The sequence below is a fragment of the Paenibacillus sp. YIM B09110 genome (assembly GCF_037167145.1).
Lineage (GTDB): Bacteria > Bacillota > Bacilli > Paenibacillales > Paenibacillaceae > Pristimantibacillus.
Genome location: NZ_JBANSP010000023.1, coordinates 65,346 through 89,261, shown reverse-complemented (window position 1 = coordinate 89,261; position 23,916 = coordinate 65,346). Strand labels below are relative to the sequence as shown.

At 47.7% G+C, this 23,916-nt stretch carries 42 protein-coding genes; 2 read left to right on the top strand and 40 right to left on the bottom strand.

The window, feature by feature from the left end; translation table 11 throughout:
* Positions 1-249: 249 nt before the first annotated feature.
* Positions 250-471: a hypothetical protein gene (locus V8F51_RS25255; RefSeq protein ID WP_307208526.1), complete on the bottom strand. Its 222-nt coding sequence runs from the start codon at positions 469-471 to the stop codon at positions 250-252.
* Between the two features lie 128 nt (positions 472-599).
* Positions 600-1,226 carry a stage II sporulation protein M gene (locus V8F51_RS25250; protein ID WP_337103266.1) on the bottom strand — a complete coding sequence of 209 codons (627 nt, stop codon included), beginning with the start codon at positions 1,224-1,226 and terminating at the stop codon, positions 600-602.
* A 114-nt stretch (positions 1,227-1,340) separates the two neighbouring features.
* Between V8F51_RS25250 and pdaB the strand changes: the two genes are divergently transcribed.
* Positions 1,341-2,153 (top strand): polysaccharide deacetylase family sporulation protein PdaB, encoded by an 813-nt coding sequence (pdaB, locus tag V8F51_RS25245; RefSeq protein WP_337103265.1) that lies wholly within the window; start codon positions 1,341-1,343, stop codon positions 2,151-2,153.
* Between the two features lie 62 nt (positions 2,154-2,215).
* On the opposite strand, the gene V8F51_RS25240 is transcribed toward pdaB, so the two are convergent.
* Entirely contained in the window at positions 2,216-2,839 is a 624-nt protein-coding gene (locus tag V8F51_RS25240) for a KinB-signaling pathway activation protein (protein ID WP_337103264.1), read from the bottom strand.
* A gap of 265 nt (positions 2,840-3,104) precedes the next feature.
* Here V8F51_RS25240 and gerD point away from each other — a divergent pair, with 265 nt between their 5' ends.
* On the top strand, positions 3,105-3,800 hold the full coding sequence (gene gerD / locus V8F51_RS25235) for a spore germination lipoprotein GerD (RefSeq protein ID WP_337103263.1): 696 nt from the start codon (positions 3,105-3,107) through the stop codon (positions 3,798-3,800).
* Positions 3,801-3,866: 66 nt separating this feature from the next.
* Here gerD and V8F51_RS25230 read toward each other — a convergent pair whose 3' ends face one another.
* The 37 genes from V8F51_RS25230 to rpsJ form a co-directional block, all read right to left on the bottom strand.
* A complete protein-coding gene (locus tag V8F51_RS25230) occupies positions 3,867-4,952 on the bottom strand; it encodes an Mrp/NBP35 family ATP-binding protein (RefSeq protein ID WP_337103262.1) in 1,086 nt (361 codons plus the stop codon).
* Between the two features lie 124 nt (positions 4,953-5,076).
* Positions 5,077-5,844 carry an N-acetylmuramoyl-L-alanine amidase CwlD gene (cwlD, locus tag V8F51_RS25225; RefSeq protein WP_337103261.1) on the bottom strand — a complete coding sequence of 256 codons (768 nt, stop codon included), beginning with the start codon at positions 5,842-5,844 and terminating at the stop codon, positions 5,077-5,079.
* 133 nt (positions 5,845-5,977) lie between these two features.
* Complete coding sequence (locus V8F51_RS25220; RefSeq protein ID WP_337103260.1) at positions 5,978-6,673, bottom strand: phosphoadenylyl-sulfate reductase; 696 nt, start codon at positions 6,671-6,673, stop codon at positions 5,978-5,980.
* A gap of 152 nt (positions 6,674-6,825) precedes the next feature.
* Positions 6,826-7,218: a 30S ribosomal protein S9 gene (gene rpsI, locus V8F51_RS25215; RefSeq protein WP_028609625.1), complete on the bottom strand. Its 393-nt coding sequence runs from the start codon at positions 7,216-7,218 to the stop codon at positions 6,826-6,828.
* A gap of 20 nt (positions 7,219-7,238) precedes the next feature.
* A complete protein-coding gene (gene rplM / locus V8F51_RS25210) occupies positions 7,239-7,676 on the bottom strand; it encodes a 50S ribosomal protein L13 (RefSeq protein ID WP_337103259.1) in 438 nt (145 codons plus the stop codon).
* A 183-nt stretch (positions 7,677-7,859) separates the two neighbouring features.
* On the bottom strand, positions 7,860-8,612 hold the full coding sequence (truA, locus tag V8F51_RS25205) for a tRNA pseudouridine(38-40) synthase TruA (RefSeq protein WP_337103258.1): 753 nt from the start codon (positions 8,610-8,612) through the stop codon (positions 7,860-7,862).
* 164 nt (positions 8,613-8,776) lie between these two features.
* The gene (rplQ, locus tag V8F51_RS25200; protein WP_224726618.1) at positions 8,777-9,142 is read right to left on the bottom strand and encodes a 50S ribosomal protein L17; all 366 of its coding nucleotides are present in this window, start codon (positions 9,140-9,142) and stop codon (positions 8,777-8,779) included.
* Between the two features lie 45 nt (positions 9,143-9,187).
* Positions 9,188-10,132: a DNA-directed RNA polymerase subunit alpha gene (locus V8F51_RS25195; protein ID WP_337103257.1), complete on the bottom strand. Its 945-nt coding sequence runs from the start codon at positions 10,130-10,132 to the stop codon at positions 9,188-9,190.
* A gap of 125 nt (positions 10,133-10,257) precedes the next feature.
* A complete protein-coding gene (rpsK, locus tag V8F51_RS25190) occupies positions 10,258-10,653 on the bottom strand; it encodes a 30S ribosomal protein S11 (RefSeq protein WP_090986296.1) in 396 nt (131 codons plus the stop codon).
* Between the two features lie 19 nt (positions 10,654-10,672).
* On the bottom strand, positions 10,673-11,041 hold the full coding sequence (rpsM, locus tag V8F51_RS25185) for a 30S ribosomal protein S13 (RefSeq protein ID WP_337103256.1): 369 nt from the start codon (positions 11,039-11,041) through the stop codon (positions 10,673-10,675).
* 19 nt (positions 11,042-11,060) lie between these two features.
* Positions 11,061-11,174: a 50S ribosomal protein L36 gene (gene rpmJ, locus V8F51_RS25180; protein WP_003333770.1), complete on the bottom strand. Its 114-nt coding sequence runs from the start codon at positions 11,172-11,174 to the stop codon at positions 11,061-11,063.
* A 42-nt stretch (positions 11,175-11,216) separates the two neighbouring features.
* Positions 11,217-11,432, bottom strand: coding sequence for a translation initiation factor IF-1 (gene infA / locus V8F51_RS25175; protein ID WP_015847200.1), 216 nt, complete (start codon positions 11,430-11,432; stop codon positions 11,217-11,219).
* A gap of 2 nt (positions 11,433-11,434) precedes the next feature.
* On the bottom strand, positions 11,435-11,722 hold the full coding sequence (locus tag V8F51_RS25170) for a KOW domain-containing RNA-binding protein (protein WP_337103255.1): 288 nt from the start codon (positions 11,720-11,722) through the stop codon (positions 11,435-11,437).
* Between the two features lie 3 nt (positions 11,723-11,725).
* Positions 11,726-12,484: a type I methionyl aminopeptidase gene (gene map / locus V8F51_RS25165; protein WP_337103254.1), complete on the bottom strand. Its 759-nt coding sequence runs from the start codon at positions 12,482-12,484 to the stop codon at positions 11,726-11,728.
* Positions 12,484-13,134 carry an adenylate kinase gene (locus V8F51_RS25160; protein ID WP_307208506.1) on the bottom strand — a complete coding sequence of 217 codons (651 nt, stop codon included), beginning with the start codon at positions 13,132-13,134 and terminating at the stop codon, positions 12,484-12,486. The genes map and V8F51_RS25160 overlap by 1 nt, the downstream gene beginning before the upstream one ends.
* A gap of 92 nt (positions 13,135-13,226) precedes the next feature.
* Positions 13,227-14,528 (bottom strand): preprotein translocase subunit SecY, encoded by a 1,302-nt coding sequence (secY, locus tag V8F51_RS25155; RefSeq protein ID WP_337103253.1) that lies wholly within the window; start codon positions 14,526-14,528, stop codon positions 13,227-13,229.
* A complete protein-coding gene (gene rplO, locus V8F51_RS25150) occupies positions 14,529-14,969 on the bottom strand; it encodes a 50S ribosomal protein L15 (protein WP_307208504.1) in 441 nt (146 codons plus the stop codon). It lies immediately after the preceding gene.
* A 38-nt stretch (positions 14,970-15,007) separates the two neighbouring features.
* Positions 15,008-15,187, bottom strand: coding sequence for a 50S ribosomal protein L30 (gene rpmD, locus V8F51_RS25145; protein WP_337103252.1), 180 nt, complete (start codon positions 15,185-15,187; stop codon positions 15,008-15,010).
* Between the two features lie 13 nt (positions 15,188-15,200).
* Positions 15,201-15,698, bottom strand: a complete 498-nt coding sequence (rpsE, locus tag V8F51_RS25140; RefSeq protein WP_337103251.1) for a 30S ribosomal protein S5 — start codon at positions 15,696-15,698, stop codon at positions 15,201-15,203.
* Positions 15,699-15,728: 30 nt separating this feature from the next.
* The gene (gene rplR / locus V8F51_RS25135) at positions 15,729-16,097 is read right to left on the bottom strand and encodes a 50S ribosomal protein L18 (RefSeq protein ID WP_337103250.1); all 369 of its coding nucleotides are present in this window, start codon (positions 16,095-16,097) and stop codon (positions 15,729-15,731) included.
* A 60-nt stretch (positions 16,098-16,157) separates the two neighbouring features.
* Positions 16,158-16,700, bottom strand: a complete 543-nt coding sequence (gene rplF, locus V8F51_RS25130; RefSeq protein WP_337103249.1) for a 50S ribosomal protein L6 — start codon at positions 16,698-16,700, stop codon at positions 16,158-16,160.
* Between the two features lie 31 nt (positions 16,701-16,731).
* Complete coding sequence (rpsH, locus tag V8F51_RS25125) at positions 16,732-17,130, bottom strand: 30S ribosomal protein S8 (RefSeq protein ID WP_307208498.1); 399 nt, start codon at positions 17,128-17,130, stop codon at positions 16,732-16,734.
* 30 nt (positions 17,131-17,160) lie between these two features.
* Positions 17,161-17,346 (bottom strand): type Z 30S ribosomal protein S14, encoded by a 186-nt coding sequence (locus V8F51_RS25120; RefSeq protein ID WP_219874746.1) that lies wholly within the window; start codon positions 17,344-17,346, stop codon positions 17,161-17,163.
* A 26-nt stretch (positions 17,347-17,372) separates the two neighbouring features.
* Positions 17,373-17,915, bottom strand: coding sequence for a 50S ribosomal protein L5 (gene rplE / locus V8F51_RS25115; RefSeq protein WP_307208496.1), 543 nt, complete (start codon positions 17,913-17,915; stop codon positions 17,373-17,375).
* 30 nt (positions 17,916-17,945) lie between these two features.
* Entirely contained in the window at positions 17,946-18,299 is a 354-nt protein-coding gene (gene rplX, locus V8F51_RS25110; protein WP_307208495.1) for a 50S ribosomal protein L24, read from the bottom strand.
* 50 nt (positions 18,300-18,349) lie between these two features.
* Positions 18,350-18,718: a 50S ribosomal protein L14 gene (rplN, locus tag V8F51_RS25105; protein ID WP_053373907.1), complete on the bottom strand. Its 369-nt coding sequence runs from the start codon at positions 18,716-18,718 to the stop codon at positions 18,350-18,352.
* 47 nt (positions 18,719-18,765) lie between these two features.
* The gene (rpsQ, locus tag V8F51_RS25100; protein WP_337103248.1) at positions 18,766-19,029 is read right to left on the bottom strand and encodes a 30S ribosomal protein S17; all 264 of its coding nucleotides are present in this window, start codon (positions 19,027-19,029) and stop codon (positions 18,766-18,768) included.
* A gap of 52 nt (positions 19,030-19,081) precedes the next feature.
* On the bottom strand, positions 19,082-19,282 hold the full coding sequence (gene rpmC, locus V8F51_RS25095; protein WP_307208493.1) for a 50S ribosomal protein L29: 201 nt from the start codon (positions 19,280-19,282) through the stop codon (positions 19,082-19,084).
* Positions 19,272-19,706 carry a 50S ribosomal protein L16 gene (rplP, locus tag V8F51_RS25090; protein ID WP_337103247.1) on the bottom strand — a complete coding sequence of 145 codons (435 nt, stop codon included), beginning with the start codon at positions 19,704-19,706 and terminating at the stop codon, positions 19,272-19,274. Before rplP ends, rpmC begins: the two co-directional genes overlap by 11 nt.
* A 2-nt stretch (positions 19,707-19,708) precedes the next feature.
* Complete coding sequence (gene rpsC, locus V8F51_RS25085) at positions 19,709-20,371, bottom strand: 30S ribosomal protein S3 (RefSeq protein WP_337103246.1); 663 nt, start codon at positions 20,369-20,371, stop codon at positions 19,709-19,711.
* 13 nt (positions 20,372-20,384) lie between these two features.
* Complete coding sequence (gene rplV, locus V8F51_RS25080; RefSeq protein ID WP_307208489.1) at positions 20,385-20,720, bottom strand: 50S ribosomal protein L22; 336 nt, start codon at positions 20,718-20,720, stop codon at positions 20,385-20,387.
* A gap of 42 nt (positions 20,721-20,762) precedes the next feature.
* Complete coding sequence (gene rpsS / locus V8F51_RS25075; protein WP_183571400.1) at positions 20,763-21,044, bottom strand: 30S ribosomal protein S19; 282 nt, start codon at positions 21,042-21,044, stop codon at positions 20,763-20,765.
* 55 nt (positions 21,045-21,099) lie between these two features.
* Positions 21,100-21,930, bottom strand: coding sequence for a 50S ribosomal protein L2 (gene rplB, locus V8F51_RS25070; RefSeq protein WP_337103245.1), 831 nt, complete (start codon positions 21,928-21,930; stop codon positions 21,100-21,102).
* A gap of 17 nt (positions 21,931-21,947) precedes the next feature.
* Positions 21,948-22,241, bottom strand: coding sequence for a 50S ribosomal protein L23 (gene rplW / locus V8F51_RS25065; RefSeq protein ID WP_337103244.1), 294 nt, complete (start codon positions 22,239-22,241; stop codon positions 21,948-21,950).
* On the bottom strand, positions 22,241-22,864 hold the full coding sequence (rplD, locus tag V8F51_RS25060) for a 50S ribosomal protein L4 (RefSeq protein ID WP_337103243.1): 624 nt from the start codon (positions 22,862-22,864) through the stop codon (positions 22,241-22,243). The genes rplW and rplD overlap by 1 nt, the downstream gene beginning before the upstream one ends.
* Before the next feature lie 28 nt (positions 22,865-22,892).
* Positions 22,893-23,516, bottom strand: a complete 624-nt coding sequence (gene rplC, locus V8F51_RS25055; RefSeq protein ID WP_337103242.1) for a 50S ribosomal protein L3 — start codon at positions 23,514-23,516, stop codon at positions 22,893-22,895.
* Between the two features lie 44 nt (positions 23,517-23,560).
* Positions 23,561-23,869, bottom strand: a complete 309-nt coding sequence (gene rpsJ, locus V8F51_RS25050) for a 30S ribosomal protein S10 (protein WP_017692074.1) — start codon at positions 23,867-23,869, stop codon at positions 23,561-23,563.
* Positions 23,870-23,916 lie beyond the last annotated feature (47 nt).

Genomic DNA, 23,916 nt, shown 5'->3' with positions numbered 1-23,916 from the left:
TTCGCTCGTTGTTCAGTTTTCAAAGAACAATCACTTGTCTTTCTTTTCTTGCGTGTCGGCGCTTTGTCTCAGCGGCGACTTTTATAATATATCACAGGGGCCCATTTTATTGCAACCCCTTTTTTCAATTTTTTTAAAAAACATTATTAATGCCATTATTACGCCTACTTCGTCAGCTGTACAACAGCCGATCCAGTGCAGGCTGATCGCCTCCGTTAGACGCCAGCCGCTTCACTGTATGTATGCCCTTTACCGGTAAGTGCGGGCATTAAGCGCATAGCGCGATAACTCTTTGGGAGATGCAATGCGTGCGTACATTCGGAAGATGATTTTGTACCTCCGCGCGATCGCTTGCTTAATATCTCCATCCAATCTAGAATCATTCAGGTCCAGCAGCATTTCGTCCAATTCTTTGCGCAATACGTAATCTAGTTCTTTGCATTCTTTATCGTTGAACAGTATTCCGAGCATAACCGTAAGCGGCCTCCTTTATCAAGTACAAAGCGCAATTGGACCGTCCCCCATGTGACAGAAAAGCAGTGCCGTCGATAATGCTTAGGACACTGCTTTACTGTTATGCTCAAATATTGGAAATAATATTACAACGACAACAACCAAACTGAAAGTGTGCTTTCGATTATGGAAGCCACGAGCATTGCAATAGGAAGAATAACGATCATAGGCACTGTACGTGAAACGAATATCTCATACTCTTTGCCGATCGCCGGCAGCTTCGATCTGCTGAACAATAGGCTGCCAAACCCGCGCAAACCAAGCGTTCCGAATTTCATGCCATAGGCGCAAGCGATAATGATAGCTGGAATCTCAATTATACCGTGCGGCAAAATGCCTTTAAGAACAACCGATGCCATATAACCTGCTCCCTCTTGGGCAGCGATATTTTGCAACAGAAATCCGATCAGCATCCCATTCACAACGATAAACAATAAAGGGATGATACCGAAGAAAGCACCCAGATACATGACGAACACAGCTTTAATCGCGTTATTAAGGAAGATGATGATGGAAAGCGTCAATGTCGGATTGTCCGAATTCTCGGCAACGTCGGCTAAGCCGCTTAGACCGGCTAGTTGATTATTCAGAAACGCATGAAAGACGGGATTCGTCCCTCCAATGACCATGCCGGCAAAAAACAATATAAATCCAAAAGCAATATACGGATTCATCTGCTTCAGATGATCTATGATCGACTTCTTTTTAAACATGAATAAAACCTCCCTAATCAGTTGAACTTTCATTGGAATCGAACAAGCATGAATAAACTGGGTGTACGAGCATAGATTGTACAACAAGCGCAAATTAGAGAGGAGAGCATGGTTATGAATGTTTTTTATGTGCTCAACGGTCAGAAATTAAAAAGGTACTTCTTAATTGCTATTGCTGTCGCTTTCTCTATCGGCATCATCTATGCGGAACGCGACAATATTACCGTCTTCGCCCCGCAGCAGCCGGCGGCTATTTACAGTATTCCGACGGAGAAGAAGATCGTCGCCCTTACGTTCGACATTAGCTGGGGTGAAAAAAAGACAGAACCGATTCTTAATGTGTTGAAAGAAAAAAACGTCAAGCAAGCTACGTTCTTCCTGTCTTCGCCATGGAGTCAGTCCCATCCTGAGATTGTGAAAAAAATTATTGATGCCGGCTATGAGATTGGCAGCCATGGCCATAAGCATGATAATTACAGCAAATTCAGCGATGAAGAGATCCGCAAACAAATTACGACCGCACATACGATCTTAACCGATGTAACAGGCAAACAGCCTAGCCTGATCCGACTCCCTAACGGAGACTTCGACAAACGCGTCCTTCGTATCGCCGAAGAGCTCAACTACAAAGTAATTCAATGGGATACGGATTCGCTTGACTGGATGAGCCCCGGAACGGACAAGATTGTGAATCGCGTCGTGACAAGAACGCATCCCGGCGATATTATTTTACTTCATGCAAGCGACTCCGCCAAGCAGACCGCGGAAGCTCTCCCAGCTATTATTGATCAATTGCGCGGCAATGGCTATGATTTCGTTAACGTATCAGAACTGATCTCACAGACGGATATCGAAGGCAAGCCCGTACAGGAGAAATCAGCATCGATCGCCGCTTACACGCAATGGAGTGCCGATGAACAGCCGTAAGTATCATTAATAATTGATTAGGATAAACAATGAGCGGCTCGCAATCGGAGCCGCTCGTTGTATTAGACGACCGGCTTCGCAGCGCTTGCTGCGGTGTCGGTCGCTTTGCTTCCGACCAGACGGTGCATCATCATATTTTGGTACGCATTGCATACGAATAACGGAATCATCATAAAGACGATAGCCGATACGTTCGTCTCCCCTTGCAGCGCTGGCCAAGCTTCGATAAACGTTATGACGAACATTAGAAACATGGTTGGTACGAATGCGGTTTTGTTCGTTTGCTTCACTTTATACCAAGAGACGGCAACCGACAGGATGAGCAGGATTAGCGGCAACACCCAGAAAAACCAATTGTTCGTCCGCTGCTCGAATAAGACGTACCCGAGTCCGAACGCTGCGAAAGCAGTCGTGTAGCCTTGCAAGGCATTCCACAAATATTTTTTGCGGAATACGCTCAGCGCGATGTAATTCAGTGTCAAATATGCGAAGAAGCCCATTTGGCTGAACGCGCCGATCATCAAGCCGACAATAGCCATCATCAAAGCGTTAAAGCCCGTTGCTTCGAGACCCATAAAGCCGAAGTCCTGATCCGTCCATGACATGATCGAGCCGCTTATGACGCAAGCAAGCGCACCGACTGCCATGCAGCTCCAAAATAAAAAGAACCATTTGCGTAAATTCAATTCCAATTCCTCCTGTAAATTGAGCTCAATGCCCGTGCATATTCAGCTATGCACCAACTGGATCTTTATAACTCATGAAGGCTTATAAACAAGCCTTATGCAAACACCCTTTATTTTACCACGTTCGGGGCAAAAAGCTAACTGGCACTCATGATAATACGGTGAACATTGCGCATAATAAGACCATCAATTTGGTTCAAATCAGGGCATTCCCTGCCTCTTGCGACGATTACACAAGTGCTGACATAGAAGGGAGCAAGGTCATATGCGCAATCGGTGGGCTTTATTGTTGGTTATCCCCGCTTTGGCGATGGTATTGACAAGCTGCGGTTCAGAACCGTCTGGCGGAGGCCAACAAGTCAGTTATAAGGATATGAAGTCAATGGTCATCGACATTCTAAAGACGGAAGACGCTCAGAAGGCGCTTCAGGAATCTTCGCAGCAGATGTCAGGCTATAATGGCAGCACGTCGAAGCTTCTATCCGTTCAGGACCAGGAGGAAGTACGGCTTGCAGTCAAAGACGTGCTCGTCTCGCCTGATTACGACAAAGTCATCAAGAAGCTCATGGTCGACACCCGGTTCGCCGGCGAGTTCGCCAAAGCGATCAACAAACAGAATAAAGACATTCATAAAGAATTGATCAAGGATCCGACTTATCAAGCCGATCTCGTTAAAGTGCTGAAAACGCCGGAGATGGACAAAATGATTCTTGAAGTGCTTCAAAGCACGCAATACCGCAAGGAAGTCATGTCGCTCATGCAGGAATCGATGCAAAATCCGTTGTTCCGCCTCGAAGTGCTTGACCTGATGAAAAAAGCGGTGCAGGAGGAACTTAAACCTAATCCGGAAGAAAAGGTCGAGAAGAAAAAGTCCGAGGAAGACGCCTCGAAAGACGAAGGGCAATCATCGGGAGACGATCAATCATCCGGCGATTCGAGCGGCGATGATTCCGGTATGTAGGAAAAAAAAGAGCCAGGACAGCGCGATCGCTGTTCCTGGCTTCTTCTTTATGCGATTTGTATGCGATTAACCTTCTAGCTTCTTAAGTACGCTATCGGCCAGCTCCAAGTACATACCGCCCGTTTCCGTATCTTCCTTATATACCGAAGGCGCGAAGTCCGGTTCGGATATGTGGTTGTCCGGCGCTCCAAGAGGAATTTGCGCGAGCAAATCCGCATTAAGCGATTCGGCTAAGCGAGCTCCGCCTCCGCGCCCGAATACGTATTCCTTCTCCCCTGTGGAGGTTGAGACGTAATACGACATGTTCTCGACAATACCGATAATCTCATGTTCGGTCTTAATCGCCATTGCCCCTGCCCGCGCCGCTACGAATGCAGCTGTCGCATGAGGCGTCGTAACGATAATTTCTTTGCTCTGCGGGATGATCTGATGGACGTCAAGCGCGACGTCGCCCGTGCCTGGCGGCAAGTCGAGCAGCAAATAGTCGAGCTCCCCCCACTCGATTTCCTGGAAGAAGTTGCGCAGCATCTTGCCGAGCATTGGCCCGCGCCATACGATCGGGCTATTGTCCTCAACGAAGAAGCCCATCGACATCACTTTGACGCCGAACTTCTCGATCGGAATGACCCGCTCATTCACAACGTTCGGGCGTTCCTCGATGCCCATCATATCGGGCACGCTGAAGCCATAGATGTCGGCGTCGATAATGCCGACGCGCTTGCCCCTGCGGGCTAAGGCGACCGCTAGATTGACGGTCACCGTCGACTTGCCGACGCCGCCCTTGCCGCTGGCGACGGCGATGAACTTCACGTTGCTGGCAGGATCCAGCAACGCGCTGGCGAGGCCGGTGCCGTGTCCCTGCACCGGCGCCGCCCCAGCTGCCGCTGGCTTCGCAGCAGGCTCTGCCTTGCTGCTGCCAGCGTCAGGCGCGGACTCGCTTCGAAACCGGCAACGCACGGTTTCGACGCCCTCCCGCGCCAGCGCCTCGCGAAGCGAGGCTTCCAGCGCGGGTTGTACGTCCGCGCCAGCCCCAAGGACCGTCAATGATACTTGACGGTCCTTTACCATAACGTCGCGGATTGTAATTCCATCCGCGCTATACGTACTCGTCACCGAACCGACGAGATCAATCACTTGTTCACGCGTTAACATCGGTTATGTCCCACCTTTATGTAATCACATTTCGATAAATGATCTTATATTTAATCACTTAATTATAGCACAGTATGTCCATCAGCCAACTAGCGAAATATGGCTCTTTAAGCAGTTGAACGCGCTACTCCTGCACCTCGGCAACCTTCTCCCCCGAGCTATACCTTAGTATGCCCTGATAGATCGATGCTGCAACCTGCCTCTGGTATTCCGTATCCGCCAGTCGGGCTGCTTCTCCCGGATTGGATAGAAACCCTACCTCAACGAGCGCTGTCGGCATGTCTGCGAGTTCCTTCAACACATAAACGTCTTTTTTCGACGCTGGCATCCGGCTTGTGTTCTCAAGATTACGTTTAATCTCATCTTGAATGAGCGTCGCAAGCGATCGGTTGTCAGGATGTTTGTCCGGGTGGAAAAACGTCTGTGCGCCCGACCACTTATCCGACGGGATGCTGTTCATATGGATGCTGATGACGGCCGCTGGATGATTCTCTTTGATGAGCGCAACACGTTTCTTCAGATCTTCGGTCTTGCGCTTGCTGTAGGCGCGTGAGTCTCCTGTGGCGAGATCATAATCCCCTTCGCGCGTCATTAAGACAACAGCACCTGCCTGCTGCAAATAATCGCGCAAATAAAGAGCTATGGCAAGGTTCAAGTCCTTCTCGATAACCCCCTCCTTGCTCATCGCCCCCCCATCCACGCCTCCGTGCCCGGCGTCAATAGCAATCGTCTTGCCCGACAACGGCATCGTCCAATACGACCACGTTCGGGCTGCTGGCATTCCTTGTCCGAGCAGTACAGCTGTTAAGGCGATGACGAGTAAGCCAATGGCGATTCGTATCGCTCCCTTATAATTAATCCATACGACGAAATGCCGACCTAATCGGCGCATAAAAAAACCACCCCGTCCTTCATATAATGATGCGTAAACAGCACACTATCATTTATATGGGACGAGATGGTGTATTATGTGAGTCTTGTCTTCATAGTCGCTTCTCTCGAATGAATTCGATTGGAGAGTATGCTTATTTATGCAAACCGCATTCCGTTTTCTCTTGTCCCGACCAGCGTCCTGCGCGTGGATCTTCGCCCGGCATAACTTTGCGCGTGCATTGCTCGCAGCCGATACTTGGGTAGTTTTGGTCATGCAATGGGTTATAGATGACGTCATTCTCGCGAATGTAGTTCCATACATCTTCGGTTGTCCAACCAGCGATTGGATTAAACTTCACCAAACCGAATTTTGTATCGTATTCGATTTTTTTCGAATTCGCGCGAGTAGGTGCTTGATCACGGCGAATACCTGTAATCCAAGCTTCGTATTTCGCAAGGATATTCGTAAGCGGCTTAACTTTACGAATGTTGCAGCAAGCGTTCGCGTCCGATTTCCACAGCTCTTCGCCGAATTGAGCCGCTTGCTCTTCAGGCGTGAGCTCTGGTTTCACTTCTACGAACGGAATACCAGGGTAACGCTCCACCATGCGGTCGCGCGTCTCATAGGTTTCTTTGAAATGATAATCCGTATCCAGATAGAAAATATCGGTCTTTGGACTAACCTTTTGAAGCATATCTACCAAGACAACATCTTCCGCACCAAAGCTGCAGGCGAAAGTAATATTAGGGAATGTCTTAACCGCAAAAGCGATGATTTCCTCTGGCGTCGCATTCTCAAGCTCAACAGCTTGCTTCGCGATAAGCGCTTCTTTTTCAAAAAGATTCATAGCGATGCCCTCCGATTTTAATACCTAGTAAAGTGGTCTGTATAAAAATTATAAATCTTTCGTAGTCATTGTTCAATCCATTGTTTGAACCAATATTCACTAAAACAAAAATACCTTCCCTGGAGTACAGAGAAGGTATCGTCGTGAACATATTAACGTTTCGAGAATTGTGGAGCGCGACGTGCCGCTTTAAGACCGTATTTTTTACGTTCTTTCATACGCGGATCACGAGTCAGGAAGCCTGCGCGTTTCAGAGCTGGACGGAATTCTGGGTCAGCTTTGAGCAATGCGCGGGAAATACCGTGACGGATAGCGCCAGCTTGACCGGACATTCCGCCGCCGTTAGCGATAACCAATACGTCATATTTCGAAAGCGTATCAGTCAGGTTAAGCGGTTGTTTTACGATCAGCTTGAGTGTTTCCAAACCGAAATATTCATTCAAATCGCGTTTATTAACAATGATTCGTCCTTCACCCGGCACAAGACGTACACGTGCAACAGAGTGTTTACGACGACCGGTTCCATAGTATTGCACTTGAGCCATGAAACTTGTCCTCCTCTTTATTACCCGCGAAGTTCGTAAACTTCAGGGTTTTGTGCTTGATGTGGATGTTCCGCACCTGCGTATACTTTAAGTTTAAGCTTCATTTTGTCGCCAAGACGGTTCTTAGGCAACATGCCGTGAACTGCGAATTCGATAACGCGTTCTGGCTTGTTTTTGATCATTTCTTGTGCCGGTGTAACTTTCAGACCGCCTGGGTACATCGAGTGACGGTAGTACATTTTGTCCGACATTTTCTTGCCTGTCAATACGATCTTCTCAGCGTTAATAACAACGACGAAATCTCCTGTATCAACATGTGGCGTAAATTGCGGTTTGTGCTTGCCGCGGATAAGCGCTGCAGCTTCACTAGCCAAACGACCAAGCGTTTTGCCTTCCGCATCGATGACGAACCATTTACGCTCAACTTCATTTGGCTTAGCCATATAGGTGGTACGCATGGATGATCCTCCTTAATTCTTATACATTAATCGTTTTTTATAACAACGTTTCCGTTGGTTTGTTATTCATTGTTGATCGCCAAGTTTGTAACTTTCGCAGTCGGGGCTGTGGGATAGCCACTTCGAAAGCACAAGTTATATTCTACTATAAAGACTAGGTATAAGCAAGTGATTTATAGTTAATTATAATGGCGTTTCGCTGGAATACTCAACGTCCAGAAGCATTAGACCGTGAGCCATTGCCGTTGGTCCTGCTAGTGAACGATTGCAGCCATCCAGGATCCGTTTCACGTCGTCCGGATCGAGCTTTCCTTGGCCTACCCACAACAAGGTTCCCATAATAACCCGAACCATATTGTACAAAAATCCGTTGCCGGTAATGTACATATGAACGATAGGTCCCTCTTGCACAAAGTCAGCTTCATAGACCGTACGCACATGATGCGGCTTAGTCGAGTGGATCGAAGTGAACGAGGTGAAATCATGCTCGCCAATGAGGTGCATGAGTCCGTCTCGCATCGCCTTCACGTTCAGAGGAGCCGGATGATGGAAGCGGTATTGCCGCCCGAACACATCGGGAAACTTCCCGGTATCGATCGTGTAGCGGTACGTCTTGCGTTTGGCTGAACGTCTAGCATGAAAGTGTTCCGGCACATCAATGGCCTCTATTATGACGATATCCTTCGGCAAGCGCGTATTGAGCGCAATAGCCCACCGTTCTGTCGGTATTGTCGACTCCGTATAGAAGTTGAATACCTGACCTTGCGCATGCACGCCAGCATCGGTGCGTCCCGAACCGATTATAATAATCGTCTCGCCGGTCAATTGCCTGATCGCCTTCTCAATCTCACTCTGAACCGTTCTGCCATAAGGCTGCGACTGAAAACCGTTAAAGCCGGCTCCATCATAGCTTACTTTCACGCATATGTTTCGCATCGCTAACACCTCCCTTGCCACTCCAAGCTAGTTACCCAATAAAAAAAGGTGGCCGCAAGGGTCCACCCTTTCTCTGTATATACGCTCCAAGGCTTATATACTACGCAATTGCGGCATCGTCCTTCAAGAAGGACGATTGCAGCTCTTGCGGTAGGTCCGGTCAATTACGCGCGGTCAACCAGTTCTAGGTAAACCATAGGCGCAGCATCGCCGCGACGAGGTCCTAGCTTAAGGATACGCGTGTATCCGCCCGCACGTTCCGAGTAACGGGTAGCCAGTTCGGAGAACAGCTTTTGGATTGCGTCTTGCTCACCGTTAACGGATTCGCGACGAACATAAGCTGCTACTTGACGACGAGCATGAAGATCACCTTGCTTCGCTTTAGTGATCAGCTTCTCAGCGATAGAACGAACTTCTTTCGCTTTAGCTTCAGTCGTTTGGATACGCTCATAAAGGAACAAATCAGTAACGAGGTCACGGAACAATGCTTTCCGTGCACTAGCGTCACGTCCTAGTTTTTGATATGCCATCTTGTTTTCCCCTCCCTTGCTCTGTTGTCTACACTAAGTTGGTCTCTACTCTTCCATACGCAGGCCAAGGCCCAGCTCTTCAAGTTTCTCTTGAACTTCCTCGAGGGATTTGCGGCCCAAGTTACGAACCTTCATCATGTCCTCTTCGGATTTCGTGATCAGCTCTTGAACGGTATTGATTCCTGCGCGTTTCAAGCAGTTGTAAGAACGTACGGAAAGATCCAGTTCCTCGATTGTCATCTCCAGAACTTTCTCTTTCTTGTCTTCTTCCTTCTCGACCATAATCTCCGCGTCTTTGGCTTCATCGGTTAATCCAACGAACAAGTCCAAATGCTCGGTCAAAATCTTCGCGCCGAGGCTTACAGCCTCTTCCGGACGAATACTTCCGTCCGTCCATACTTCAAGCGTCAGTTTGTCATAGTTAGTGACTTGACCGACGCGCGTATTTTCAACGCTGTAGTTGACACGAGTAATTGGCGTGTAGATCGAATCGACCGGAATAACTCCGATCGGTTGATCGTCCTTCTTGTTGCGGTCCGCTTGCACGTAGCCGCGTCCCCGATTGGCAAAAATCCGCATATGGAGCCGCGCGCCGGAGGCCAAGGTTGCGATGTGAAGATCAGGGCTTAAAATCTCGACATCACTGTCAGCTCGAATGTCGCCCGCCGTAATGTTCCCTTCGCCTTCCGCGTCGATTTCCAACACCTTTTCTTCATCGGAGTGGATTTTTAACGAGAGGCCCTTCAGGTTCAGAATGATTTCGGTAACATCCTCAATCACTCCGGGAACCGTGGAGAACTCGTGAAGCACTCCGTCGATCTGAACCGAGGTTACTGCTGCTCCCGGCAACGACGACAACAAAATTCGGCGAAGCGAATTTCCAAGCGTCGTTCCGTATCCGCGTTCCAGCGGCTCAACGACGAACCGTCCGTAAGTTCCCTCGTCATTCAGTTCAACGGTTTCGATTTTCGGCTTTTCGATCTCAATCACTAATAGTACCCTCCTTCAAACGTCGCTCCGTTACTTACGTTATTTTAAGTCAAATCTCGTAGTATGCCAAACCTTCACAACCATTATTCACAAGTTGTTGTTATTTGATACCACCGTTGATCCAACTATACGCGACGACGTTTCGGAGGACGGCATCCGTTATGCGGAACTGGGGTAACGTCTTTAATGAGGTTAACTTCCAATCCTGCAGCTTGAAGCGAACGAATCGCTGCTTCGCGGCCTGCGCCTGGACCTTTAACCATCACTTCGACAGTTTTCATGCCATGCTCCATTGCAGCTTTCGCAGCGGATTCAGCAGCCATTTGAGCTGCGAATGGCGTACTCTTACGGGATCCCTTGAAACCAAGGTTACCGGAGCTTGCCCAGGAGATTGCATTACCGTGCGGATCCGTAATCGTAACGATCGTATTGTTGAACGTCGAGCGGATGTGCGCAACGCCAGTGTCAATATTTTTCCGGTCGCGACGTTTGGTACGTACGACTTTTTTTGGTTTAGCCATTGTCCATTATCCTCCCTTCTTATTTCTTCTTGTTAGCTACAGTCCGACGAGGACCTTTGCGAGTACGAGCGTTTGTTTTTGTACGTTGACCACGAACAGGCAAACCGCGACGGTGACGAAGACCACGGTAGCAGCCGATTTCAGTCAGGCGTTTAATGTTAAGCGAAATTTCACGACGCAGGTCGCCTTCTACTTTAACGCTTTTGTCGATTGCTTCACGCAAACGAGCCAATTCGTCTTCAGTAAGATCGCGAACGCGAGTGTCATAGTTAACATCAGCAGCAGTCAACAAAGTTTGTGAAGTCTTCTTGCCAATACCGAAGATGTACGTCAAGGCGATTTCGACGCGTTTATCACGCGGCAAGTCTACACCAGCTATACGTGCCATAGGCTATATATTCCTCCTTCTATCCTTGTTTTTGTTTGTGTTTCGGATTTTCACAAATCACCATAACGTTGCCTTTGCGACGAATGACTTTGCATTTTTCGCAGATCGGCTTTACCGAAGGTCTAACCTTCATTGTGATTACCTCCCGAATCTTTCGTCAGCAGGCTTATTAAGCCTACTTACGATAGGTGATGCGCCCTCTTGATAAATCATAAGGCGATAACTGTATAACCACTTTGTCTCCTGTCAGGATGCGAATAAAGTGCATTCTGAGCTTTCCGGAAACGTGTGCGAGAATCTGATGACCGTTCTCCAGCTCCACCTTGAACATCGCATTTGGCAACGGCTCAATTACCGTGCCTTCGACCTCAATGACGTCTTCCTTAGCCACCGTCATTCTCCTTTCGCTTGCATAAACTTCTGAATCACATAACGTAACTTGGCGTTGGTTACCCTGCCGGCTTCAAGCATGCTGCTTGTTACCTCTTGGCTTATTTCAGGCTGTAGTTCAAGATGCAGAACGTTTTTTTTCTTCGGCAGATCGAATTTTCGCTTGTCGCCGTCGGCTATCATGACGAACCTGTCGTCGATGATCGCTACGATGATTGCCAAGCTTGTTTCGTCTTTACCGCGAAGCACTTTGACGAACTGACCAATCTGGGGACGCGCATCCATGGCCATAGACTATGATTGCTGCGGCAAAATGGTCAATATTTCAAAGCCGTCCTCTGTTACGGCTACCGTGTGCTCAAAGTGAGCGCACCATGAACCGTCATCTGTTACGACCGTCCAATTGTCTTCGAGCGTATGGACATATCGTTCACCGATATTAACCATTGGCTCGATTGCAAGTACCATTCCGGGCTTGAGCCGTGGTCCGCGGTCCGGTATACCGTAGTTCGGTATTTGCGGCTCTTCATGGAGATCCGCGCCGATTCCGTGCCCTACGTATTCACGCACAACGGAGAATCCAGCATTCTCAATAACCTTTTGAATGGCATGCGATATCGTGTATAAACGAACATCTGGTTTGATGAGCGCAAGCCCCGCATAAAGCGATGCTTCCGTTACATCTAGCAGCCTTTGAACTTCATCGGATACAGCTCCAACCGCGTAGGTCCAAGCCGAATCGCCATGATAGCCTTCGTACTGCGCTCCGATATCAATACTGACAATATCGCCCTCGTTCAACTTGCGTGACCCAGGGAAGCCGTGTACAAGCTCGTCATTCACAGAAGCGCAAACGCTGGAAGGAAAACCATTGTAACCTTTGAAAGAAGGTATCGCACCTTGACTTCTAATAAACTTGTCGGCGATCTCGTCTAGCTCACCAGTGGTGATGCCCGGCTTAACCGCTGAAGCCATTAGTCGATGCGTTTCCGCAACGATGCGTCCTGCTTCCCTCATATAGCGCAGCTCCGATTCGGATTTGCATATAATCATTACAATGAACCTCGCAAGCAGGATACGATTTCGGATGTTACGACTTCGATGTCCTTCTCGCCGTCGACTTCGCGCAGGAGACCTTTAGTGCTGTAGTAATCGAGTAGAGGGGCTGTCTTGGATGTATACTCATCCAGGCGCGTGCCTACCTTTTCCTCTGTATCATCTGAACGTTGATACAACTCTCCGCCGTCCTTGTCACAGATGCCTTCAACCTTTGGCGGGTTGAACATCACGTGGTAAGTCGAGCCGCAAGATTTGCAGATGCGTCTGCCTGTAAGACGGGCAAGCAGCAGTCCGCGATCAACCTTCAAGTTAACAACATGGTCGATGCCGCGGTTAAGCTCGGCAAGCATACCGTCAAGCGCTTCCGCTTGTTGGAGCGTGCGAGGGAAACCGTCGAGCAGAAAACCGTTTTTGCAATCATCAAGAGCAAGACGCTCTTTCACGATTCCATTGGTGATCTCATCAGGAACGAGCAGACCTTGATCGATATACTCTTTCGCTTTAAGACCGATAGCAGTTCCTTGCTTCATAGCAAGACGGAAAGCATCGCCTGTGGAAATATGCGGTACGCTGAATTCTTCTACAATACGTTCAGCTTGCGTTCCTTTGCCTGCCCCTGGAGGGCCCATGAATAAAATGTTCATTGCCGAGTTCCTCGCTTTAAGCACAATAGGCTCGGGCGGGCTTCCCGCACAATATCGTTGTCGATCGCGCAAAGCCCGGTCAGAACCTATTGTTATTTATTGATAAACCCTTTGTAATGGCGTTTGATCAACTGGCTCTCGATTTGCTTCATCGTGTCTAGCGCAACCCCGATAACGATTAGAAGCGAGGTACCGCCAAGCTGAACGGACGTTGGCAATCCAGCAATCTTACCGAACACGACCGGCAATAAGGAGATAACCGCCAGGAAGATTGCACCCGTCAGTGTAATCCGTGACATTACACGAGTCAAGTAAGAGGAAGTTGGCTTGCCTGGGCGAATGCCCGGGATGTAGCCGCCGTTCTTCTTCATTTGATCCGCCATTTGCACAGGATTGATTTGTACGAATGTATAGAAGAAAGTAAATCCGATGATGAGCAATACGTACAATACCATGCCAAGCGGCTTGTCATAGTACATATTGTCCATTATCCATTGCGCCCAACCTTTGTCGGCCCAGAATCCAGCAATCGTAATCGGGAACATAATCAACGATACCGCGAAGATGACAGGAATAACGCCAGCGCCATTCACTTTCATCGGGATATGTGTCGATTGTCCACCGTACATTTTCCGTCCAACGACGCGTTTAGCGTATTGAACCGGGATTTTGCGAATACCTTGCTGAACGAAGATAACACCGACAATGATTGCGATAATCGCAACGATAATCAGAATTACCTTAATGATGTTCAAGAACAATTGGTCTTGTACACCAATGAATTGATCTTGGTAGATCGTACGGATATGTCCTGGGATACCTGCTGCGATAGCAGCGAAGATCAGAATGGAAATACCGTTTCCGATGCCCTTTTCCGTGATCTGTTCGCCAAGCCACATCAAGAATGCAGTACCTGCAGTCAAAATGATAGCGATGACTAAGTAGTCAACGAAAGTAGCGTTCGGAATCATTTGTTGACCATACTGACGGTTAAAGCCGATTGCTGTTGCAAAGCCTTGAACAAGACCGAGCACAACCGTACCGTAACGAGTGATCTGAGCAAGTTTACGTTTACCGTTCTCGCCTTCCTTAGCCCACTCCGCAAACTTAGGAATTACGTCCATCGACAATAATTGTACGATGATCGAAGCCGTAATGTACGGCGTAATACCGATTGCGAAGATAGAGAATTGGAACAAAGCACCGCCGGAAAACGTGTTAAGCAAGCCGAACAAATCCGTTCCGGCTTCATTGACTTGATCGAACACGCTCTTGTCGACGTCAGGCACCGGAATGAATGCCCCGATGCGGTATACAAGAAGAATCATGAGAGTGAACAGGATCCTTGTACGAAGATCCGCCACTTTCCAAATGTTGGACACGGTCTTGAACAATTAGATCACCTCGGTTTTACCGCCGGCAGCCTGGATTTTCTCTACCGCAGATTGAGAGAACTTGCTTGCTTTTACAGTCAGCGAAACGCTAATTTCACCGTTACCCAAAATTTTGATTCCTGCAAGTGGATTTTTGACAATCCCTTGCTCAAGAAGAACTTCTGGAGTGACTTCTGTACCTGCTGCAAAGCTGTTTAGTTCTTCAATGTTAACAATCGCATACTCGGTACGGAAACGGTTGTTGAATCCACGCTTCGGCACTCGACGATACAACGGGTTTTGTCCACCCTCGAAACCAGGACGAACGCCGCCACCGGAACGAGCGTTTTGACCTTTATGACCTTTACCGGCTGTTTTACCGTTTCCGGAACCGATACCGCGGCCTTTGCGCTTAGGCGCTTGAGTCGAACCCGGTGCTGGTGCTAGCTCATGCAATTTCATCGTTCGTGCACCTCCTTATTGATTTCTAGAAAGCTATCTTATACTTCTTCAACTTTAACCAAGTGGCTAACAGCGTTAACCATGCCGCGGATAGCTTCGCTATCGTTCAAAACAACAGCTTGGCGAATTTTGCGAAGGCCAAGCGCTTCAACTGTAGCACGTTGTTTCTCGTTGCGGCCGATCAAACTGCGAACGAGGGTGATTTGCAATTTTGCCATCGTATTTCCCTCCTTAACCTAACAGCTCTTCGACAGTTTTACCACGAAGCTTCGCAACTTCTTCCGCACGTTTCAAACGGGAAAGACCTTCTAGCGTCGCGTTTACCATGTTCATGGAGTTCGAAGAACCGAGCGATTTCGTCAAAATGTCGCCTACACCAGCAAGCTCAAGTACTGCACGTACAGGGCCGCCAGCGATAACGCCAGTACCTTCGGAAGCCGGCTTCAGAAGAACTTCTCCAGCGCCGAAATGTCCGAGGACAAGGTGAGGGATCGTTGTTCCAACGAGTGGTACATGGATCAGGTTTTTCTTAGCATCTTCAATACCTTTGCGAATCGCATCAGGTACTTCGCCTGCTTTACCGATCCCTGCGCCAACCCAGCCTTTGCCGTCGCCGACTACTACAAGCGCACTAAAGCTGAAACGGCGTCCGCCTTTTACAACTTTCGCTACGCGATTGATATTAACAACTTTTTCAGTCAGTTCTAACGTATTCGGATCTACACGCAAGTCATTTAACCTCCTTATAAGTAAAGTCGATTAGAATTCCAGACCAGCTTCGCGAGCTGCTGTCGCAAGTGCTGAAATTCTGCCGTGATACAAGTAACCGCCGCGGTCGAATACGATTTGGGTTACCCCTTTCGCTTGAGCGCGTTGTGCAATCAATTGGCCTACTTTCGTAGCTGCTTCGATGTTACCGCCATTGCCGACAGCTTCTGTCAACTCTTTGTCCATTGTGGACGCGGATGCGATCGTTACACCTGCAACGTCATCGATCAATTGTGCATACATATGCTTGGAGGAACGGAATACAGACAGACGTGGACGTGCAGCTGTACCGTTGATTTTTTTGCGAACACGCAGGTGTCTTTTCAGACGAGCCTTGTTTTTATCGCCTTTCGTAATCATGCAAGGTTCACTCCTTTCTCATTGCCTTAGGACGCTATCTTAAGCAAACGAGCCGTTTGCTTATTTCTTCTTACCAGCTTTACCTTCTTTGCGGATGATGCGTTCACCTTCGTACTTGATACCTTTGCCTTTATACGGCTCTGGTTCACGAACGGAGCGGATTTGAGCAGCAACAGCGCCTACGCGCTCTTTGTCGATACCGCGAACAGTGATTTTCGTGTTCGCAGGAACGTCAAACTCAATACCAGCCTCTGGAGTAATCTCCACCGGGTGAGAGTAACCAACGTTAAGAACGATCTTATCGCCAGCTTTGTTCGCACGGTAACCTACACCTACCAGCTCCAGATTTCTCGAGAAGCCTTCAGTAACGCCGCTCACCATGTTAGCGATGATGCTGCGAGTCGTTCCGTGCAAAGAACGATGCAATTTATTGTCGGAAGGACGTTCGATCAGGATTTCAGTCTCCGATACGTTCACTTTCATATCTTTGTGAACTTCGCGGGAAAGCGATCCTTTCGGTCCTTTTACAGTAATAACTGTGTTATCCAAGTTAATAGTAACGCCGTTAGGCACTTGAATTGGTTTACGACCAATACGGGACATTGTTACACCTCCTGTCTTTGTGACTTGTTACTTACCAAACGTAGCAGACTACTTCGCCGCCGGATTTAACTTGGCGAGCTTCTTTATCAGTCATAACCCCTTTGGACGTGGAAATAATAGCAATTCCAAGACCGCCCAAAACGCGTGGGATTTCAGTTGATTGTGTGTAAACGCGAAGGCCAGGTTTCGAAATACGTTTCAGGCCTGTAATTACGCGCTCTTGGTTAGGGCCGTATTTCAGGAAAATACGGATCATACCTTGTTTGTTGTCTTCGATATATTCAGCATCGCGGATGAAACCCTCACGCTTCAAAATTTCAGCAATTTGCTTCTTCATTTTCGAAGCGGGCATTTCCACGGTCTCATGACGAACGACATTCGCGTTACGAATACGCGTCAACATATCTGCAACCGGATCAGACATAACCATTGTGTTAACCTCCTTCCCGAACTAGGCATTTTACCAGCTTGCTTTTTTAACGCCAGGAATCTGGCCCTTATGTGCTAACTCGCGGAAACAAATCCGGCAAATTTTAAACTTTTGCAAAACAGAATGCGGACGGCCGCAACGCTCACAGCGCGTATAAGCACGCACTTGGAATTTCGGTGTGCGTTGTTGCTTCACTTTCATCGAAGTTTTTGCCACTGGGTATTACACCTCCTACAAGTGGATTACTTCGTGAACGGCATGCCCAATTGGGTCAGCAATTCACGAGATTCTTCGTCCGTTTTTGCCGTAGTGACGATGACGATGTCCATACCACGAACTTTATCGACTTTATCGTATTCGATCTCTGGGAAAATCAGCTGCTCTTTCAAGCCAAGCGTGTAGTTTCCACGACCATCAAATGCTTTATTCGAAACACCACGGAAGTCACGTACGCGTGGAAGCGAAATATTGAACAGCTTGTCAAGGAAATGGTACATGCGCTCGCCGCGCAATGTCACTTTAACCCCGATTGGCATGTTCTCACGAAGTTTGAAGCCGGCAATCGACTTCTTCGCGCGAGTTACGACTGGTTTTTGACCGGAAATGATGCGTAGTTCTTCAACAGCTACATCAAGGATTTTCGAATTGGAAACCGCTTCGCCTACCCCCATGTTGATAACAACCTTCTCAATTTTCGGCACTTGCATTACAGACGTATAGTTGAACTTCTGCATAAGAGCAGGTGTGATGTCATTGAGAAAACGATCTTTCATTCTTGCTGCCATTTTCATGGACCTCCTTTCCTACTGTAACGATTAGTCGATTACTTCTCCGGAACGTTTAGCGATTCGTACTTTCTTACCGTTGTCGAGCACTTTGTATCCGATACGTGTTACTTTACCGCTCTTCGGATCGATGTGCATAACGTTCGATACGTGTACTGGCGCTTCTTGTTCAATGATACCGCCCTGCGGGTTTGCTTGCGATGGACGAGTATGCTTTTTCACCATGTTTACGCCTTCTACAAGTACGCGATTTTCACGCGGGTACGCAGCGATTACACGGCCCTTTTTACCTTTGTCTTTACCGGTAATAACGATAACTGTATCGTCTTTTTTGACGTGCAATTTATTGTTATGCGATTCAAGAATTTTTTTCAACCTTGGCATGAGTTACACCTCCTGCACGCTTGTGCTTTCAAGCTTATATAGGGTTTTGATTAGATTACTTCTGGTGCCAGCGATACGATTTTCATGAAATCTTTATCGCGAAGCTCACGAGCAACAGGTCCAAAGATACGTGTGCCACGCGGGCTCTTATCTTCTTTAACGATTACTGCTGCATTCTCATCGAATGCGATGTAGGAACCGTCTTTACGACGAACCGAACGCTTCGTGCGAACGATAACGGCTTTTACAACGTCACCCTTTTTGACAACGCCGCCTGGTGTTGCTTGTTTGACGGAGCAAACGATCAAGTCGCCAATGTGACCAACGCGGCGTCCTGTACCGCCCAGTACACGGATACACATCAATTCTTTAGCGCCGGAGTTGTCAGCAACTGCTAAGCGCGAAAATGGTTGAATCATTTCAACGTCCTCCTTTCGGAAAAATGCTCAGGTACTGCTATCGCTCGTTAAATAACAACCGCTACTTCTACAACTTCTACAAGTCTGAAGCGCTTGTCTTTGGAAAGCGGACGAGTCTCCATGATTTTCACGATATCGCCAATTTTCGCTTGGTTGTTTTCATCGTGCGCTTTGAACTTTTTCGTAACCTTAATACGTTTATGGTACAATTCGTGTTTTTTGTAAGTCTCAATAGCAACAACAATTGTTTTATCCATTTTGTCGCTTACGACTTTGCCAATTAGCACTTTGCGGGCATTGCGTTCGCTCATGTTCTTCCTCCTTCCTACAGCCGTGATGGTTCATAACTGCAAGAAAATATTATTAGCTGCTGATGCCGAGTTCTCTTTCACGCAGGATCGTTTTAGCGCGAGCAATTCCTTTACGCACGTCACGAATCCGTGTCGGGTTATCCAGTTGGCCAGTAGCCAATTGGAAACGAAGGTTGAAAAGCTCTTCTTTAAAACCAGTGATCTGTTGTTCAAGCTCAGCAGAGGTTAGGTTGCGAAATTCATTAGCTTTCATTTGCTTCACCACCCACTTCTTCGCGTTTCACGAACTTCGTTTTGATCGGCAGTTTGTGAGCAGCAAGGCGCATTGCTTCGCGAGCAATTTCTTCGGATACACCAGCAAGTTCAAACATGATCTTACCTGGTTTAACGACTGCAACCCACTTCTCAACGTTACCTTTACCGCTACCCATACGAACCTCTAGAGGCTTTTGAGTTATCGGCTTATCCGGGAAGATTTTGATCCAAACTTTACCGCCACGTTTGATGTAACGAGTCATCGCGATACGAGCTGCCTCGATCTGACGGTTCGTGATCCATGTCGGTTCAAGCGCTTGAAGACCAAATTCGCCGAATGCTACTGTTGTGCCGCCTTTAGCGCGACCTTTCATATGACCGCGTTGTTGTTTGCGGTGTTTGACACGTTTAGGTACCAACATGATTAGTTGCCTCCTTCCTGGGGAGCTTTCTTCTTAGTCGGAAGGACTTCGCCGCGATAGATCCACACTTTTACGCCAATACGGCCGTAAGTTGTATGTGCTTCTGCTGTACCATAATCAATATCTGCGCGCAGTGTATGAAGAGGTACTGTACCTTCGCTGTAGCCTTCCGAACGTGCGATTTCCGCGCCACCGAGACGACCGCTAACTGCGGTTTTGATCCCTTTAGCACCCGAACGCATGGAGCGTTGAATTGCTTGCTTCAATGCGCGGCGGAAAGATACACGACGCTCAAGTTGTTGTGCGATGCTTTCAGCTACAAGAATAGCGTCAAGATCAGCGTGTTTGATTTCAGAGATGTTGATGTGAACTTTTTTGCCTTTAGTGATTTTGCCAAGCTCCGTACGTAGGTTTTCCACCTCGGAACCGCCTTTACCGATAACCATACCCGGTTTAGCAGTTTGGATCGTTACGTTTACGCGGTTAGCTGCACGTTCGATCTCGATATGGGAAACAGCTGCATCTTTCAGCTTGTTTTTCAAATATTCACGAATTTTAACGTCTTCCATCAGAAGATCGCCAAAATCTTTGCCTGCGAACCATTTCGACTCCCAATCGCGGATAACTCCGACACGGAAGCCAACTGGATTTACCTTTTGACCCACACGTAATCCCTCCTTATTTTTCAGATACCACTAAGGTGATGTGGCTGGTTCTTTTATTGATCCGGCTTGCACGTCCCATAGCACGAGGACGGAAACGTTTCATCGTTGGCCCTTGGTTAACGAAAGCTTGCGATATAACCAATTTGTTAACGTCTAGCTGGTAGTTGTGCTCAGCATTCGCTATAGCAGAGTTCAGCAACTTCTCCAGAATTGGGGAAGCGGATCTCGGCGTGTGACGCAGAATGGCAATAGCTTCGCCAACTTGCTTACCACGGATCAAATCAGCAACGAGCATCGCTTTGCGCGGAGCAATACGAACGAATTTAACGTGCGCTTTAGCTTCTTGCATGTAGGAACCTCCTCTCGTTCATTAAAGGTGATAAAGGGCAAATTAACGTCTGCCCGTTTTTTTGTCTTCGCCGGCATGGCCTTTGTACGTACGAGTTGGTGCGAATTCACCAAGCTTGTGTCCAACCATATCTTCCGTTACATAAACCGGCACATGCTTACGACCATCATAAACTGCAAACGTGTGACCAATGAATTGTGGGAAAATGGTCGAGCGGCGGGACCAGGTTTTGATAACGACTTTTTTCTCGGATTCGTTCAAGACCTCGACTTTTTTAAGCAGGTACCCGTCAATAAACGGACCTTTCTTCAAACTGCGACCCATTTGTGTTCCTCCCTTCACATAACGTTCGTGTTAAGCAATCTGTATCAAGCGATTATTACTTCGTGCGACGACGAATAATATATTGGCTCGATGCTTTTTTCTTCTTGCGAGTTTTGTAACCAAGCGTCGGTTTGCCCCATGGAGACATTGGAGATTTACGTCCGATTGGAGCACGGCCTTCACCACCACCGTGTGGGTGATCGTTCGGGTTCATTACTACGCCGCGGACTTCTGGACGTTTGCCCAACCAACGGTTACGGCCGGCTTTACCGATTTTCACGAGTTCGTGATCTTCGTTACCAACAGAACCGATTGTAGCACGGCAAGTGTTCAGAATGCGACGAACTTCGCCGGAAGTCAAACGAATCGATACGTAGTTTTCTTCTTTACCAAGAAGTTGAGCTTCCGTACCAGCAGCGCGAACAAGTTGTCCACCTTTGCCTGGTTTCAATTCGATGTTGTGGATAACTGTACCAACTGGGATATTCACAAGCGGCAAAGCATTGCCGATCTTGATATCAGCAGTAGGACCGGACATAACTTGATCGCCGACTTTCAATCCTTTAGGGGCGATGATGTAAGCTTTCGCACCATCCACGTAATGGATCAAAGCGATATTGGAAGTACGGTTCGGATCGTATTCGATCGTCGCAACGTTACCTACGATACCGTCCTTAGTACGTTTGAAATCGATGATACGGTATTTACGTTTGTGTCCGCCGCCATGGTGACGAACCGTAATTTTACCTTGGTTATTACGACCAGCTTTTTTGAAAAGCGGTGCAAGCAACGATTTCTCCGGTGTGCTTGTCGTAATTTCTTCGAAAGTCGACACGGACATACCACGACGAGCTGGCGATGTCGGTTTGTACTTTTTAATTGGCACTTGTATTCCCTCCTTTTCTAAACAGACGTTTCAAAGAACTCAAGTTCTTTGCTGTCAGCGCTCAGTTGAACGATCGCTTTTTTCCAATCAGGTCTGTATCCGCTATGTTTACCATAACGTTTTGGTTTACCCGCTACACGCATCGTGTTAACGCCGGTTACTTTTACTTTGAAGATTTGTTCAATAGCTTGTTTGATTTCGGTTTTGTTCGAACGAAGATCAACTTCAAAAACATAACGTTTTGTAGCCATGTAATCGCTCGTACGTTCCGTAATAACCGGGCGCTTGATAATATCGCGTGGATTTTTCATTACGCAAGCACCTCCTGTACTTTCTCTACTGCTTCTTTAGTGATGATCAGCTTATCATACACAAGTACGTCACGAACATTGATGCCGTCAGCTGCAACGAATTTTACGCCCGGAATGTTACGAGCGGACAATGCTACGTTATCCTCATAGTTAGCCGTTACAACAAGCGCTTTACGGTCAACCTTAAGGTTGTTCAAGATGTTTGCGAATTCTTTCGTCTTAGGAGCCGCGAATGTCAGTTGATCAAGAACGATAATTTCGTTAGCGATAACTTTCGAAGACAATGCGGATTTGATCGCAAGACGACGAACTTTTCTAGGAAGCTTGAATCCGTAAGTGCGTGGAGTCGGTCCGAATACAGTACCGCCGCCAACCCACTGCGGGGAGCGAATGCTACCTTGACGAGCACGGCCAGTACCTTTTTGTTTCCAAGGTTTACGACCGCCGCCGCGTACTTCGGAGCGTCCTTTAGTTTTGTGAGTACCTTGACGTTCAGCAGCTTGTTGAAGGACAACAGCGCTGTGCATAACCGTTGCGTTTGGTGTAATACCAAATACGTTCTCAGCAAGCTCAAGCTCGCCAACGGAAGCGCCACTCACGTTCAATACTTTAACTGTAGGCATTTCTTGTTCCTCCTTTCTTCAAGAGCAATTATTTCTTAACGGTTTGTTTTACTTTAACGAATCCGTTTTTAGGGCCCGGGATCGAACCTTTTACAAGAAGAACGTTACGTTCTGCATCTACACGGATAATTTCAAGCTTTTGGATTGTGATCGTTTCGTTACCCATGTGACCTGGAAGGCGTTTGCCTTTCGGTACGCGGTTAGCTTGGATCGAACCCATTGAACCTGGACCACGGTGGTAACGCGAACCGTGTGCCATTGGTCCAGTGCTTTGTCCCCAACGTTTGATAACGCCGGCAAAGCCTTTACCTTTCGAAATACCTGTTACGTCAACGAATTCGCCCTCTGCGAACAAGTCAGCTTTCACTTCCTGGCCAACTTCGTAATCACCAAGGTTAATACCGCGAATCTCACGAACGTAGCGCTTAGGAGTCGCGCCAGCTTTCTTAGCGTGGCCGATCTCTGGCTTATTCGTTCTGCTTTCTTTCTTATCGGAGAAACCGAATTGAACGGCTTCGTAGCCATCGTTCTCTTGGTCTTTCTTCTGAAGCACGACGCAAGGACCAGCTTCGATAACCGTTACTGGAACTACGTTTCCTTCAGGAGTGAACACTTGAGTCATTCCAAGTTTTTTCCCTAAGATACCTTTCATGTTGACACCTCATTTCCTTTCTATGATCGCATTTACTTTTGTTATTACAGTTTGATTTCGATATCTACACCGGATGGTAGATCCAGGCGCATCAACGCATCAACCGTTTGCGGCGTTGGGTTAACAATATCGATCAAACGTTTATGTGTACGTTGTTCGAACTGCTCCCGGGAATCCTTGTACTTGTGTACCGCACGGAGAATAGTGATGATTTGCTTTTCCGTTGGTAACGGAATCGGCCCGGATACACCTGCGCCGGAACGTTTTGCAGTTTCAACGATCTTCTCTGCGGATTGGTCAAGAATTCTGTGATCGTATGCTTTCAAGCGAATACGAATCTTTTGCTTTGCCATATAAGTCCCTCCTTCTATCGCCCAATTTATTATCGGACATACTCCGC

Bases quoted from the DNA above. Each gene is read 5' to 3' on its own strand.
- rpsS (WP_183571400.1), bottom strand. From the start codon at position 21,044: ATGGGTCGCAGTTTGAAGAAAGGTCCGTTTATTGACGGGTACCTGCTT.
- rpmD (WP_337103252.1), bottom strand. From the start codon at position 15,187: ATGGCAAAATTGCAAATCACCCTCGTTCGCAGTTTGATCGGCCGCAAC.
- rplP (WP_337103247.1), bottom strand. From the start codon at position 19,706: ATGTTGGTACCTAAACGTGTCAAACACCGCAAACAACAACGCGGTCAT.
- truA (WP_337103258.1), bottom strand. From the start codon at position 8,612: ATGCGAAACATATGCGTGAAAGTAAGCTATGATGGAGCCGGCTTTAAC.
- V8F51_RS25160 (WP_307208506.1), bottom strand. From the start codon at position 13,134: ATGAACATTTTATTCATGGGCCCTCCAGGGGCAGGCAAAGGAACGCAA.
- rpsQ (WP_337103248.1), bottom strand. From the start codon at position 19,029: ATGAGCGAACGCAATGCCCGCAAAGTGCTAATTGGCAAAGTCGTAAGC.
- rplF (WP_337103249.1), bottom strand. From the start codon at position 16,700: ATGTCCCGTATTGGTCGTAAACCAATTCAAGTGCCTAACGGCGTTACT.
- rplQ (WP_224726618.1), bottom strand. From the start codon at position 9,142: ATGGCATATCAAAAACTAGGACGTGACGCTAGTGCACGGAAAGCATTG.
- rpsK (WP_090986296.1), bottom strand. From the start codon at position 10,653: ATGGCTAAACCAAAAAAAGTCGTACGTACCAAACGTCGCGACCGGAAA.
- V8F51_RS25250 (WP_337103266.1), bottom strand. From the start codon at position 1,226: ATGTTTAAAAAGAAGTCGATCATAGATCATCTGAAGCAGATGAATCCG.
- rplO (WP_307208504.1), bottom strand. From the start codon at position 14,969: ATGAAATTGCATGAGCTAGCACCAGCACCGGGTTCGACTCAAGCGCCT.
- rplV (WP_307208489.1), bottom strand. From the start codon at position 20,720: ATGCAAGAAGCTAAAGCGCACGTTAAATTCGTTCGTATTGCTCCGCGC.
- rpsH (WP_307208498.1), bottom strand. From the start codon at position 17,130: ATGGTTATGTCTGATCCGGTTGCAGATATGTTGACGCGTATTCGTAAC.
- rpsM (WP_337103256.1), bottom strand. From the start codon at position 11,041: ATGGCACGTATAGCTGGTGTAGACTTGCCGCGTGATAAACGCGTCGAA.
- V8F51_RS25220 (WP_337103260.1), bottom strand. From the start codon at position 6,673: ATGAATCTTTTTGAAAAAGAAGCGCTTATCGCGAAGCAAGCTGTTGAG.
- rpsJ (WP_017692074.1), bottom strand. From the start codon at position 23,869: ATGGCAAAGCAAAAGATTCGTATTCGCTTGAAAGCATACGATCACAGA.
- rplN (WP_053373907.1), bottom strand. From the start codon at position 18,718: ATGATTCAACCATTTTCGCGCTTAGCAGTTGCTGACAACTCCGGCGCT.
- map (WP_337103254.1), bottom strand. From the start codon at position 12,484: ATGATTATATGCAAATCCGAATCGGAGCTGCGCTATATGAGGGAAGCA.
- cwlD (WP_337103261.1), bottom strand. From the start codon at position 5,844: ATGCGCCGATTAGGTCGGCATTTCGTCGTATGGATTAATTATAAGGGA.
- rplM (WP_337103259.1), bottom strand. From the start codon at position 7,676: ATGCGTACCACCTATATGGCTAAGCCAAATGAAGTTGAGCGTAAATGG.
- rplD (WP_337103243.1), bottom strand. From the start codon at position 22,864: ATGCCTACAGTTAAAGTATTGAACGTGAGTGGCGCTTCCGTTGGCGAG.
- pdaB (WP_337103265.1), top strand. From the start codon at position 1,341: ATGAATGTTTTTTATGTGCTCAACGGTCAGAAATTAAAAAGGTACTTC.
- rplR (WP_337103250.1), bottom strand. From the start codon at position 16,097: ATGATTACGAAAGGCGATAAAAACAAGGCTCGTCTGAAAAGACACCTG.
- rplC (WP_337103242.1), bottom strand. From the start codon at position 23,516: ATGAAAGGTATCTTAGGGAAAAAACTTGGAATGACTCAAGTGTTCACT.
- V8F51_RS25170 (WP_337103255.1), bottom strand. From the start codon at position 11,722: ATGGCCATGGATGCGCGTCCCCAGATTGGTCAGTTCGTCAAAGTGCTT.
- rplW (WP_337103244.1), bottom strand. From the start codon at position 22,241: ATGAAAAATCCACGCGATATTATCAAGCGCCCGGTTATTACGGAACGT.
- V8F51_RS25255 (WP_307208526.1), bottom strand. From the start codon at position 471: ATGCTCGGAATACTGTTCAACGATAAAGAATGCAAAGAACTAGATTAC.
- rpsI (WP_028609625.1), bottom strand. From the start codon at position 7,218: ATGGCTCAAGTGCAATACTATGGAACCGGTCGTCGTAAACACTCTGTT.
- V8F51_RS25230 (WP_337103262.1), bottom strand. From the start codon at position 4,952: ATGTTAACGCGTGAACAAGTGATTGATCTCGTCGGTTCGGTGACGAGT.
- rplX (WP_307208495.1), bottom strand. From the start codon at position 18,299: ATGCCAAGGTTGAAAAAAATTCTTGAATCGCATAACAATAAATTGCAC.
- rpmJ (WP_003333770.1), bottom strand. From the start codon at position 11,174: ATGAAGGTTAGACCTTCGGTAAAGCCGATCTGCGAAAAATGCAAAGTC.
- gerD (WP_337103263.1), top strand. From the start codon at position 3,105: ATGCGCAATCGGTGGGCTTTATTGTTGGTTATCCCCGCTTTGGCGATG.
- rpmC (WP_307208493.1), bottom strand. From the start codon at position 19,282: ATGAAAGCTAATGAATTTCGCAACCTAACCTCTGCTGAGCTTGAACAA.
- rplE (WP_307208496.1), bottom strand. From the start codon at position 17,915: ATGGCAGCAAGAATGAAAGATCGTTTTCTCAATGACATCACACCTGCT.